The organism is Robbsia betulipollinis (assembly GCF_026624755.1).
Taxonomy (GTDB): domain Bacteria; phylum Pseudomonadota; class Gammaproteobacteria; order Burkholderiales; family Burkholderiaceae; genus Robbsia; species Robbsia betulipollinis.
Genome location: NZ_JAPMXC010000002.1, coordinates 207,669 through 220,283 on the forward strand (window position 1 = coordinate 207,669; position 12,615 = coordinate 220,283).

The 12,615-nt window shown below is 66.0% G+C and carries 12 protein-coding genes; 1 reads left to right on the forward strand and 11 read right to left on the reverse strand.

What is annotated here, in order from left to right; all coding sequences use genetic code 11:
* Nucleotides 1-8: 8 nt before the first annotated feature.
* From hfq to ndk, 10 genes are all read right to left on the reverse strand, one after another.
* Nucleotides 9-254, reverse strand: coding sequence for an RNA chaperone Hfq (gene hfq / locus OVY01_RS12700; protein WP_267847960.1), 246 nt, complete (start codon nt 252-254; stop codon nt 9-11).
* Nucleotides 255-379: 125 nt separating this feature from the next.
* Complete coding sequence (gene der / locus OVY01_RS12705; protein WP_267847961.1) at nt 380-1,714, reverse strand: ribosome biogenesis GTPase Der; 1,335 nt, start codon at nt 1,712-1,714, stop codon at nt 380-382.
* A 63-nt stretch (nt 1,715-1,777) separates the two neighbouring features.
* A complete protein-coding gene (gene bamB / locus OVY01_RS12710) occupies nt 1,778-2,893 on the reverse strand; it encodes an outer membrane protein assembly factor BamB (RefSeq protein ID WP_432422239.1) in 1,116 nt (371 codons plus the stop codon).
* 172 nt (nt 2,894-3,065) lie between these two features.
* Nucleotides 3,066-3,695 carry a tetratricopeptide repeat protein gene (locus tag OVY01_RS12715; protein WP_267847963.1) on the reverse strand — a complete coding sequence of 210 codons (630 nt, stop codon included), beginning with the start codon at nt 3,693-3,695 and terminating at the stop codon, nt 3,066-3,068.
* A gap of 88 nt (nt 3,696-3,783) precedes the next feature.
* Nucleotides 3,784-5,115: a histidine--tRNA ligase gene (gene hisS / locus OVY01_RS12720; RefSeq protein WP_267847964.1), complete on the reverse strand. Its 1,332-nt coding sequence runs from the start codon at nt 5,113-5,115 to the stop codon at nt 3,784-3,786.
* Between the two features lie 12 nt (nt 5,116-5,127).
* Nucleotides 5,128-6,390 carry a flavodoxin-dependent (E)-4-hydroxy-3-methylbut-2-enyl-diphosphate synthase gene (gene ispG, locus OVY01_RS12725; protein WP_267847965.1) on the reverse strand — a complete coding sequence of 421 codons (1,263 nt, stop codon included), beginning with the start codon at nt 6,388-6,390 and terminating at the stop codon, nt 5,128-5,130.
* A 155-nt stretch (nt 6,391-6,545) separates the two neighbouring features.
* A complete protein-coding gene (locus OVY01_RS12730; RefSeq protein ID WP_267847966.1) occupies nt 6,546-7,604 on the reverse strand; it encodes a helix-turn-helix domain-containing protein in 1,059 nt (352 codons plus the stop codon).
* Between the two features lie 111 nt (nt 7,605-7,715).
* Nucleotides 7,716-8,228: a hypothetical protein gene (locus tag OVY01_RS12735; RefSeq protein ID WP_267847967.1), complete on the reverse strand. Its 513-nt coding sequence runs from the start codon at nt 8,226-8,228 to the stop codon at nt 7,716-7,718.
* Entirely contained in the window at nt 8,225-9,400 is a 1,176-nt protein-coding gene (gene rlmN / locus OVY01_RS12740) for a dual-specificity RNA methyltransferase RlmN (protein WP_267847968.1), read from the reverse strand. Before rlmN ends, OVY01_RS12735 begins: the two co-directional genes overlap by 4 nt.
* A 359-nt stretch (nt 9,401-9,759) precedes the next feature.
* Nucleotides 9,760-10,185 (reverse strand): nucleoside-diphosphate kinase, encoded by a 426-nt coding sequence (gene ndk, locus OVY01_RS12745; protein WP_267847969.1) that lies wholly within the window; start codon nt 10,183-10,185, stop codon nt 9,760-9,762.
* A gap of 218 nt (nt 10,186-10,403) precedes the next feature.
* On the opposite strand from ndk, the gene OVY01_RS12750 reads away from it, so the two are divergent.
* Nucleotides 10,404-11,105, forward strand: coding sequence for a Bax inhibitor-1/YccA family protein (locus OVY01_RS12750; RefSeq protein WP_267847970.1), 702 nt, complete (start codon nt 10,404-10,406; stop codon nt 11,103-11,105).
* Nucleotides 11,106-11,196: 91 nt separating this feature from the next.
* Here OVY01_RS12750 and rlmD read toward each other — a convergent pair whose 3' ends face one another.
* Nucleotides 11,197-12,612, reverse strand: a complete 1,416-nt coding sequence (gene rlmD / locus OVY01_RS12755) for a 23S rRNA (uracil(1939)-C(5))-methyltransferase RlmD (RefSeq protein ID WP_267848078.1) — start codon at nt 12,610-12,612, stop codon at nt 11,197-11,199.
* Nucleotides 12,613-12,615: the final 3 nt, after the last annotated feature.

Here is a 12,615-nt window from a genome sequence, read left to right on the forward strand (position 1 = left end):
CGGTGGAATTAGTCGTTACGCGGTTCGGGCGGCGGCAGCGTCACGGCGCGCGCCGGCACAACGGTCGAAATGGCATGCTTGTAGACCATCTGGGTCACGGTGTTGCGCAGCAGAATCACATACTGATCGAACGATTCGATCTGTCCCTGCAGTTTGATGCCATTGACCAGATAGATGGAGACCGGTACATGTTCCTTGCGCAGCGCATTGAGGAATGGGTCCTGAAGCAGTTGCCCTTTGTTGTTTTGACTCATAGCAGACTCCCTGTTGTTTTCGGGGTTTAGAAGGTGGTAACGGCCAGAGGATTTGTGTGACCAGTCTTAGACACTATATCTGATTTTATTCTCCGAACAGGCAGGTGCCGGTGCTTCGATTTGTCTCAGTTCTTCGGATCGTAGGGGTTGTCGCCCGAACGGAACTCGATTCTCAATGGAGTGCCGACGAGGCCGAAAGTTTCACGGAATCGGCCCTCGAGATAGCGTTTGTACGAATCGGTGATTGCGTCCAGCGCATTGCCGTGAACGATGATGATCGGCGGATTCTGACCGCCCTGGTGCGCATAGCGCAGCTTCGGCCGCACGGGCCCCTTGCGGCGCGGCTGCTGGTGTTCGACGGCCTCGATCAGCGCGCGGGTAAGCTTGGGCGTGGGCAGCTTCGCCATCGCTGCCGCATACGCTTCGTCGACCGCGCGCATCAGCGGGCCGATGCCGGTCTTTTCGGTCGCCGAGACGAAGAAGTTCTTCGCGAAGCCCAGAAAGCGCAGCTTGCGCGCCAGATCGGCCTTCGCGCGCTCGCGCACATGCTCGTCGAGCCCGTCCCACTTGTTCACGCCCACCACCAGCGCACGGCCCTGCTCGACGATGAAACCCGCGATGTGCGCATCCTGCTCGCTGATGTCCTGGCGGGCATCGAGCAGCAGGATCACGACGTTCGCATCGGACACCGCCTGCAGCGTCTTGATCACCGAAAACTTCTCGATGGCCTCGAAGACCTTGCCGCGCTTGCGAATGCCGGCGGTGTCGATGAGCGTGTAGGGCCGGCCCTTGCGTTCGAAGTCGATGTAGATCGAATCGCGCGTGGTACCCGGCATGTCGAACGCGATCACCCGCTCTTCGCCCAGCAGCGTATTGACCAGCGTCGACTTGCCGACGTTGGGCCGCCCGACGATCGCGATCTTCGTGCCGCGCGCGGCTGCATCCTCGTCCTCCTCGGGGCGGCCCGCGTAGGCTTTTTCCAGCGCCTCCTCGATCAACTCGGTCACGCCGTCGCCGTGCGCGGACGAAATCGCCCGCGGGTCACCCAGCCCCAGTTCGTAGAACTCGGCGGCCACCGCGCCATAGCGCATGCCTTCGGCCTTGTTCACGACCAGGAACACGGGGCGCCCGGTCTTGCGCAGGTAGGACGCGATCGCCGCATCCTGCGGGGCCAGGCCGAGCCGGCCGTCGACCAGGAAGATGATGACGTCGGACTCCTCGACCGCCTGGCGCGTCTGGCGCGCCATTTCGTAGAGGATGCCTTCTTTCGCCACCGGCTCGAAACCGCCCGTGTCGACGACCAGATACGGACGCGAACCCGCCCGTCCCTCGCCGTAGTGACGGTCCCGGGTCAGGCCGGGCAGGTCCGCCACGAGCGCGTCGCGCGAACGCGTCAGACGATTGAATAGGGTCGATTTACCGACATTGGGACGCCCGACGAGCGTTATCACGGGTTTCATAATACTGTTCTCAAAACGACGACGGCCGGCAGGGAGCGCCGGCCGTTGGCGTCAACACCAGCCTTACTGGGGCTGGAAAGCGTACAGGTCGCCGTCCTTGGTCTGGACGACGAGAGAGGGGCCGGCCACCACCGCCGGCGCGGTGATGGGGCTCTTGTCGGTCTTCATGCGGGCGACGAACTCGCCGGTGTCGCGCGACAGGAAATGCACGAAACCCTGGTAATCGCCAACGACCACCGTGCGGCCGAGCAGCACCGGACGATTCAGATCGCGGCTCTTGAGCTGCGTGTTCTCCCACAGCTGTTTGCCGCTGTTCGCATCGAACGCCTTGACGACCGACCAGTCGTCGGCGGCGACCACGGTCTGATCGTCTTCCGCGACGCCGCTATACGTGGAGAACGCATGCGCCCACACCGGTTGTCCGGATTCGACGTCGAAACATCCGATCTTTCCCTGGAAGGTGCCGGCACAGGCGAGACGGCCGACGAGCTGCGGCGTTCCCGATACATCGTTGATACGCTCGACTTCCGTCACGCCCTGCGGGAAGGACACCGGCGACTGCCAGAATGCGTCGCCGTTCGCGAGGCTGATCGCGGCCAGCGCGCCACCGGGAAAGCCGGCCAGCACGGCATTGGTGCCGGCGAAGGTCAGACCGAGCGTGGTGCGCAGGTTCAGCGGCACCGCCCGGTTGCGGAAGACCCATTTCTGTTCCCCGGTCTGCGCGTCGAACGCCGTCACCCGGCCATCGACGGTGCGCACGATGACGAAACCGTTGCCCACCAGCGGCGCGGACAGGATCTCGCCGCTGACGTTGGCTTTCCATGACACCTTGCCGTCGGCGTCGAGCACGAACAGCGTGCCATCGACCGAACCGACCGCCGACAGCTTGCCGTCGGTGCCCACGCCTGCCGACAGATCCGAGCCGATCTTGATCTTCCAGAGGGTCTTGCCGGTCTGTGCGTCGAACTTGCCCACCGAGCCGTTGGCGCCCGCCGCGAACACCGCGCCGTCGGCGACCGCGGGCTGGAACAGGTAGCGGCCGCCCTTGCCGACGCTGGCCTTCCAGGCCTGCTTCACCTCGAGCACCGGCTTGATATCGGTCAGCGGCGTCGGTACGCGGCGGATATCCTTCGTCGCCGAACAGGCGCCCAGGACCGCGACCAAAGAGGCCAAGACCATCGTGCGACCGACACGACGGAGTGAGGGGGTCTTGAGGTGCAGCATTATTCGATGTACTCCGCGAGAAGAAACGGGAAAGCGGTGAGTGAGGGTGCCGGCAAGGCACGCCGCCGGTCCCGCGACGACACCGGCGCGCAAGCCGGAACCGCCGGGAACAGGCCGTTCGGGCGGGCTAGCCGCCCAGCGCGTCGAGCTTGAACTGAATCAGATCGTGCGCGGGCGTATCCGCTGCCGCCAGTTGCTTCAACGCATCCTGGTAAGCGCGGCGCGCATCGTCCGGCTTGCCGGCCGCGGCCAGCAAATCGCCGCGCCGGTCCGCGCGCAGCGCGGCGAACGGGTCCTGGCGCGTCGCATCCACCAGCTTGAGACCGGCATCGTAGGCTTTCTCGTCAAGCAGCACGCCGGCCAGACGGATCCGGGCGATTTCGCGGTATGCATCGTCGGAAGCGTGATCGATCGTCCATTGCAGTTGCGCTTTCGCGCCCGCCGCGTCGCCGCTGCGATACAGCGCGGTGGCCGCGCCCAGGGCGCTCATCTGCGCGTACGGCGTGCGCGCAAAAGACTGCTCCATATCGGCCGCGACGCGCTTGACGTGCGCGAGATCACTCGCTGTCGCCGCCTGCTGGAACTGCTCGTACAGCAGCGCGGCCTCGGTCGTCTGACGCCGTTGCCAGTAATTCCAGCCGCTCCAGCCCGCCAGCACGAGCAGGATTGCCAGCAGCACCCAGGTGAGCGCGTTGCCCCAGTTCGACCACCAGGCCTTCAGGCTGTCGAGTGTCTCTTGTTCTTCGTGATAACTCATCTTGTCCCGTATTTCGTTTGCCTCGCCCGGCGCAGGGGGCCCGCGTTCCGCCGGCAGTACCGCCGCGCCGGAAACGCGCCCCGCGCGCTCAGGCCGTCATGCGTTCGATCAGATGCTCGGCGAGCGCATCGAATGCGACGCTCTGCTGCTGGCTGGCACCGGCGGCATCGGCATCGCCCGCCTGCGCGCCGCGCAGCGGCTTGACGGTGGCGTTGTCCGCGGCCACTTCGTCGTCGCCAATGATAACCGCATAGGCGGCGCCGCTCGCATCCGCGCGCTTCATTTGTGATTTGAAGCTCGCCGGGCCGCCATCGGCGCTGCAATGCAGGATCACATCGAGGCCCGCATCCCGCAGACGTTCCGCGGCGATGAAGGCGCGGATGCGCGCCGGCTCGCCCTGATGCACGACGTAGATGTCGCAGCCGTCCGGCTCGGGGACGCGCTGTGCGTCCTTCAACAACTCCAGGATGCGCTCCACGCCCATCGCCCAGCCGCACGACGGCGCCGGCTTGCCACCCAGCTGCTCGACGAGCGGGTCATAGCGCCCCCCGCCGGCGACCGTGCCCTGCGATCCGAGTTGATCCGTCACCCACTCGAAGACGGTCAGATTGTAATAGTCCAGGCCGCGTACCAGCCGCGGGTTGATCTTGTGCGGAATATTGTTCTCGCGCAACAGCCGCTGTAATCCCTCGAAATGCGCCAGCGACGCCTCGCCCAGGAAGTCCAGCAGCCGCGGCGCGTTGTCGACGAGTTCCTGCATCGCCGGATTCTTCGTGTCCAGCACACGCAGCGGATTGGTATGCAGGCGGCGTTTGCCGTCCTCGTCGAGCCGGTCGGCGTGTTGCTCCAGATAGGCGATCAGTTCCCGCCGGTGCGCGGCGCGCTCGTCGGCCTGCCCGAGCGAATTGATCTCCAGCCGGATGCCGGTCAGGCCGAGGTCGTCCCAGAGCCGTTGGCACATCATGATGATTTCGGCATCGGCGTCCGGTCCGGCGAAACCCAGGGCTTCGACGCCCACCTGGTGGAACTGCCGGTAACGGCCGCGCTGCGGGCGTTCGTGACGGAACATCGGGCCGACGTACCAGAGACGCTTCGGACCGTCATAGAGCAGATTGTGCTCGATCGATGCGCGTACCACGGCCGCGGTGTTTTCCGGGCGCAGCGTCAGCTTTTCCCCGTTCAACGCGTCGGTGAAGCTGTACATTTCCTTCTCGACGATGTCGGTCACTTCGCCGATTCCGCGCGTGAAGAGCTGGGTATGTTCGACGATCGGCGTGCGGATGTTCTGATACCCGTAGGACTTCAGCAGCGAGCGGACCGTCGCCTCGAAAAACTCCCACAGCGGCGCATCCGCCGGCAGGATGTCGTTCATTCCCTTGACGCCCGTCAGGCGCTCGATTTTCTTCTTCTGTTCGGACATGACTTCTCGGTTCTAGGCCGCGCGGCCATAGCGGCGGGCAACGTAATCACTGACGATCTGCTGGAATTCCTCGGCGATGCGATCGCCCCGCAAGGTCTTGACCTTTTCGCCGTCGATGAACACCGGCGCGGCGGGCGATTCACCGGAACCCGGCAGGCTGATGCCGATGTTCGCGTGCTTCGACTCGCCCGGCCCGTTGACGATGCAGCCCATGACGGCCACGTCCATGTCCTCGACGCCCGGATAGGTATCGCGCCACAACGGCATCTGCGCGCGCAGGTAATCCTGGATCTTCGACGCCAGTTCCTGGAACACGGTGCTGGTGGTCCGTCCGCAACCCGGGCAGGCGATGACCATCGGGGTGAAGGAGCGCAGCCCCATCGTTTGCAGGATCTCCTGGGCGACCACCACCTCGCCCGTACGCGCGCCGCCCGGCTCCGGCGTCAGCGACACGCGAATCGTGTCGCCGATGCCGCGCTGCAGCAGCACTGCAAGCGCCGCGGTCGAGGCGACGATACCCTTCGAACCCATGCCGGCCTCCGTCAGACCCAGGTGCAGCGCGTAATCGCACCGCCGGCCGAGTTCGGTGTAGACGGCCACCAGGTCCTGCACGTCGCTGACCTTGCACGACAGGATGATGCGGTTCGCCGGCAGACCCAGCGCCACCGCGCGCTCCGCGGACCCCACCGCGGAGCTGATCAGCGCCTCGTACATCACGCGCTTCGCGTCCCATGGCGTCGGACGCTGCGCGTTCTCGTCCATCATGCGCGCGAGCAGGTCCTGATCGAGACTGCCCCAGTTGACGCCGATCCGCACCGGCTTGTCGTAACGACAGGCGGCCTCGATCATCTGCGAATACTGGGTGTCGCGCTTCGCGCCGTAGCCGACGTTGCCGGGGTTGATCCGGTATTTCGACAAGGCCGCCGCGCAGTCGGGAAACTGGTTCAGCAGGATATGGCCGTTGTAGTGGAAATCGCCGACCAGCGGGACGTCGACGCCCATGCGGTCGAGTTGCTCGCGGATCGCCGGCACCTCGGCCGCCGCTTCGGGCGTGTTGACCGTGATGCGCACCATTTCGGAACCGGCCTGGGCAAGTTCCTTGACCTGGATGGCCGTGCCGATCGCATCGACCGTGTCCGTGTTCGTCATCGACTGCACGCGCACCGGCGCGCCGCCACCCACCGTGACGACGTTCTCGCCCCAGCGCACGTCCACCGGTATGGACTGGCGCCGCGGCGCAGGACCGCCAAAGACGAGATCATGTTCGAGCTGCATTTGCGTAGGGCCTATTGGCATGACGTTGTATGGAAAACCACCGTGCGCCGCTGCGGGGCACGGCTCGCATTATCGCGCGTCGCGCACTCGCGCGTGCGGATGCAGGGCGCGGCCGCCACACGAGGCGCCACGCGTCCCGCGCAGCGCGGCGCCGTTCAAGGCAGGGAGAACCGGGCGACGTTCTTGCCGCCACCAGCGAAACGCTTCAGGTCCACCGCCTGCCCATCCTGTTCGATCGCGTCGACCCCGGTCATGTTTCCCACCACCAGACGCATGGGACGCGGCACGTCGACCGTCTCCGACTGGCCGGCGCGCACGACGCCGGAGAAGGCGCTGCGCCCGTCGGCACCCTTGATGCTCATCCACGTGTTCTGGTTGACGCGGATCGTCATCCGCGACATGCCCTGCGCGACCGGCGCCGAACCGGCCGCCGCGCCTGCGGTGCCGCTGGCGACCCCGTCCGGCGCGAATCCCGGAGCGCTGCCGTTCGAGGACGACACCGCGGCGAGCGTCGCAGCCGCCGTGGAGCCCGCCTCCGGCACTGCCGTCGTCGGACCGGCCAGCGCCGCCGTGACCGTGTCGCTCGCACCGTTCACACCGCTCCCGGACCCCGTCACCGGCGGCAGGGCCGAGACCACCGAACCGGAAGCCGTCTCGCCACCGGCGGCGATACCGTCGGCGCCCGGCGCCCCGCCCTTGAAGCGCTGCAGCCAGCCATTGGGTTCGTTCCCCACGCGCCAGACCACCAGCAGGATCAGCACGATCGCCGCCGCGATGCCGCCCCAGAGCCAGGACCGACGATCCGAGCGGCGGGTGCTCCAACTGAGCGGCACGTTGGCGCGGCGCATATTCGTGGGCTTCGTCGACGAGCCCGGCAAGGCAAGGTCGGGTGCCTGCCGGCGCACGCCGCGCAACGCGTCGGTCAGCGGATCGGGCTCGATGCCGAGGACCTTGGCGTAGCTGCGCACCAGACCCACCGCGAAAGCGGCGTCATGCAATTGCGACAGGTCTCCCGCCTCCAGGGCCGCGACCTTGGCGGGCGGCACTTTCAGGCGCGAGGCCATCTCGTCGATCGAACGCCCCTTCTCGGTCCGCACCGCCGCGAGTCGCGCCCCGACGGCGACGGCCGGGTGAGCCGAGGCGCCCCCCTGAACGGCATCGCGCCCGCTTGCGCCTGGAGCCGGCGACATGCCCTCATCTTTGCTCTTGTTCATACCAAGGTCCTGGTTCAACTTTGTCACGCGCCCTGCCCCATGCCTTCAGGACAGTGGCGGCATCCTGAAGCCTTTCCCACGCGTGCGGCAGCATTCGTCGCATGGCCTGCGTCAACTTCCCCCATCCGCTTCCTCGTGCGTTGCCCTGTCCGCCCCGCACCATCCCGGCGCCCGGTTCCGCCCCGTCCCGGCGGCCGCCCGGTCAACCGCGGCCGCGCGTTCCCGCCAGCGCCGCGCCTCGCCGATCCGGCCGGCATCGCACAGCGCGACCGAATAATTGGACAGGATCGCTCCGGCCCGCGGATCGTCACGCCATCCGGGCATGGCCATCGCTTCCCGCGCCGCCGCGGCCAGATACGGCAATGCCGCCGGCAGACGCCCCGCAGCCAGCTCGACCAATGCCGCCGCATGCAGGGCCTCCGGATCTCCGGGCGCCAGCGCCAGCGCGGCGGCGGCTTCCTCGCGGGCGATGCCGGGACGCCGATGCGACAGATAGGCCAGCGCCAGACGACCGTGCCGCTGCGCCCGCTCCCGCCGCTGCTCCGCGTCCCCATTCTCCTCCGCCGGCGGCAGCGCGCAGGCCGCCAACGCGAACGCCGTCGCCAGCCCCGCGAAGCGCATCATACCGGATGCACTTCCATAATCGGCACGATCCGGCTGCGTTCGGCCAGACGCGTACGATCCTGCACCGCGCCCGCGAGCTGCCCGCAAGCGGCGTCGATGTCGTCGCCGCGCGTCTTGCGCACCGTCGTCACGACACCCGCCTCGAGCAATATCTCGGAAAAACGCCTGATCCGTTCGTTACGGGAGCGTTTCAGGCCGGAATCGGGGAAAGGATTGAACGGGATCAGATTGAACTTGCAGGGCACGTCACGCGTGACGGCGAGCAGTTCACGCGCATGCGCCTCCGTATCGTTGACGCCATCGAGCATGCAGTATTCGAACGTGATGAATTCCCGTGGCGCGACCAGCAGGTAGCGCTCGCATGCGGCCATCAGTTCACGCAGCGGATACTTTTTGTTCAACGGCACCAACTCGTCGCGCAGGCGGTCGTTCGGCGCGTGCAGCGATACCGCGAGCGCGACCGGCAACTCGGCCGCCAGACGGTCCATCATCGGCACGACGCCGGAGGTCGACAGGGTGACCCGGCGCCGCGACAAGCCATAGGCATTGTCGTCGAGCATCAGGCGCATCGCCGCGACGACGTTGTCGAAATTCAGCAAGGGCTCGCCCATGCCCATCATCACGACGTTGGTCACCGCCCGCTGCTCCGCTGGCGCGACGCCGTCCCCGGTGGCAGGCTCGCCGGCCTTCGCGCCCGTGGCGAGCGCCGCCGAACGGGCGCGGCGGATCGCGAATTCGGCCATCCAGAGCTGGCCGATGATCTCGCCGGTCGACAGATTGCGGTTGAACCCCTGTTTGCCCGTCGAGCAGAACCGGCAATTTACCGCGCAGCCCGCCTGCGACGAGATGCACAACGTGCCGCGGCGCGCTTCGGGAATGAACACCGTTTCGACCGCGTTGCCGGCTCCGACGTCGATCAGCCACTTGCGCGTGCCGTCCGCCGAGACGTGATCGCTCGCGACCGGCGGCACGCCGACCCGCGCGCGCGTGGCAAGCTTGCCGCGCAACGACTTCGCGAGATCGGTCATTTTTTCGAAATCGGCTTCGCCGGATTGGTGAATCCAGCGTTGCAGTTGTTTCGCGCGAAAGGATTTTTCGCCGAGCGAGTCGCAGTACGCGACCAGTCCGGCGACATCGAAATCGAGCAGGTTGACGAAGGTGTCTTGGGTCATCCACTCACCTGTGAGGTAAAAGAGGTCTATGCAATGGATCCTGCCGGCGCGCGCGTACGGCGCCACTACCACCAGGATCGACCGACGACTTTCCAACCTGCCATTCCGTCCGTCTTCCTGAGGCGCCGCCTGGATCGCCTTTCGCCGTCTCCCCCCGCGGATCGCGCCGCGCGGGGAGTCGTGCCGGAGAAAGAACGCACAGGCGGCGTGATCACCGTGTGATCAATATGTGTCAATACCACCCCGTTGCCGGGGACGCGACCGATGGGACCCCGTGGTCGCCACCGGCGCGCGGTGTGCTCGGCTGGCTGTCGCGGTCGCTGGCGCGTCAAAATGCCGCGCCGGCGACCGACGTGCGATCAACGCGAGTAGATGTTGATTTCCGGGAAGAAGAAGGCGATCTCGGTCTGTGCCGTTTCGGCGGCATCGGAACCGTGCACCGCGTTGGCGTCGATGCTGTCGGCGAAATCGGCGCGGATCGTGCCTTTTTCAGCCTTCTTCGGATCCGTCGCGCCCATCAGGTCGCGATGCTTCGCAATGGCGTTCTCGCCTTCCAGAACCTGGATCGCGACCGGGCCGGAGATCATGAAATCAACCAGATCCTTGAAGAACGGGCGGGCGCTGTGCACCGCGTAGAATTTCTCCGCGTCGGCGCGCGACAGTTGCGCGATCCGTGCAGCGGCGATCTTCAGGCCCGCGCCTTCGAAACGGCTGTAGATCTGCCCGATCACGTTTTTCGCCACCGCGTCCGGCTTGATAATGGACAGAGTACGCTCGATTGCCATGAAAACTCCAAGAAATGAAGGGGTTAGGTCGCTAAAATGAGTCTGGCATTATAGCACGTTCAGAGGTATCATTTGGTGGAAACCTTACAGCATTGTAAGCATCAAAGAATTTCCCCGCGACCCGGCCTTCCGGCCGGTTATGATCTGAGTGTGGGGCGCGCGTCGTCATCCGTACGATGGCCGCGCGGGCCCGGTAACGTGTGCAAGGAGAAATGACAATGAGCGATTTCCGTAGCGTCGGTTTTGGCCGCAGTGGTCAGGCGACAACCGTGGCTGTGCGCAACCGCGTGCTGCGCAATACCTACTGGCTGCTGGCCCTGTCGATGGTGCCGACCGTGTTCGGTGCCTGGCTGGGGGTGGTAAGCGGCTTCTCGATGTTCGCGGCGACGAGCCCGGGCATGAGCCTGCTGCTGTTCTTCGCGGTCGCCTTCGGTCTGATGTTCGCGATCGAGCGCTTCAAGGACAGCGGCATCGGCGTGCTCCTGCTGCTCGCCTTCACGTTCTTCATGGGGCTGATGCTGTCGCGCCTGATCGGCATGATCCTGGGCTTCTCGAACGGGGCGTCGCTCATCATGATGGCCTTCGGCGGCACCGGCGTGATCTTCGCGTCGATGGCGACGATCGCCACGGTTTCGAAGCGCGACTTCAGCGGGCTCGGCCGGTGGTTGTTCATGGGCGTGCTGGTGCTGATCCTCGCCTCGGTGGCCAACATCTTCCTGCAGATGCCGGCGATGATGCTGACCGTGTCGGTACTCGCGATCGTGATCTTTTCCGCCTTCATGCTGGTCGACGTGCAGCGTGTGGTCAACGGCGGCGAAACGAACTACGTGACCGCCACGCTCGCGATCTATCTGGACGTCTACAACGTCTTCACGAGCCTGTTGAGCCTGCTCGGCATTTTCGGTGGCAACCGGAACTGATCCGGCGCCCGCCTCCCCGCCGTGGGGAGGCGCATGAAAAAAGCCTGCGCTCCTTCGGGAGGCAGGCTTTTTTCATGCGGTCGAACAGCGTTCAGGCGGTCTGGATGACGCCCTGGGGGGACGCGTCGCGCTCGAACAGCGCGATCGATTCGACGTGGGAGGTCTGCGGGAACATGTTCACCACTCCCGCGCCGCACAGCCGGTAGCCGGCTCCGTTCACGAGGATGCCGGCGTCGCGCGCCAGCGTCGCCGGGTTGCACGACACGTAGACGATGCGGCGCGGCAGAAAGACGGTGTCCCCGGCGGCGGCGAGCTCCGCCAGCACCTGGGCGAGCGCATGCGCCCCTTCCCGCGGCGGGTCGATCAGGGCCTTGTCGAACGGCCCGAGGGCGCGCCAGTCTGCGGCGGTCATCTCGAACAGGTTGCGGCAGGCGAAACCGGTATGGGCGTCCACGCCATTCGCGCGGGCGTTGTCCAGCGCGCGGCTGACCAGCGTCTCGCTGCCCTCGATGCCGAACACCTCGCGGCAGCGGCGCGCCAGCGGCAGCGTGAAATTGCCCAGGCCGCAGAACAGATCGACGACGCGATCCTCCCGGGTGGGCGCGAGCAACCCGAGCGCCCGCGACACCAGCACCTGATTGATCGCGTGATTCACCTGGGTGAAATCCGTCGGCCGGAACGGCATCCGAATGTCGAATTCGGGCAGCCGATAGTCGAGCTGCGCGGCAGGATCCGACGCGTCCGGATAGAACTGCACGACCGTGTCCGGACCCTTCGCCTGCAGCCAGAACTGGACGCGATGTTCGTCGGCGAACGCGCGCAGGAGCACGCCATCCGCCTCGGTGATCGGGTCCATCACGCGCAGGACCATCGCGGTCACGGTGCTGCCGATCGCCAGTTCGATCTGCGGCAGACGCTCGCGGATCGACAGGCTCTCGACCAGATGTCGCAGCGGCACCAGCATCGCCGAGATCGCGGGCGGCAGGACCTCGCAACTGCGCATGTCGGCGACGAAGGCGCTCTTGCGCTCGTGAAAACCGACCAGCACACCGCCCTTTTTCTTCACCAGACGCACACTCAGGCGCGCACGGTATCGATACCCCCATGCAGGACCGTGGATCGGGCGGAACACGGTCTCGGGACGCAGTTTGCCGATATGCGCCAGATCGTCCTCGAGCACGCGTTGCTTGACTGCGATCTGCGCCCGCACGTCCAGATGCTGCATCGAGCATCCCCCGCACACACCGAAGTACGGGCAGCGCGGCGTGGTGCGCAGCACGCTCCTGCGCAGGATCGCGCCGAGAGTGGCCTGCTCGTACGACGGTTTTTTACGGTAGCTCGAATATTCGACCCGTTCCCCCGGCAGCGCCCCCTCGACGAAGATGACCTTGCCGGCGCTGCCGTCCTCCTCGCGCAGGCGGCCCACGCCGCGGGCGTCCATGTCGAGCGAATCGATATCGATCACGGTGGGAAGACGGGTGCTTGGTGAGGATGGGGCCACGAAAATGTC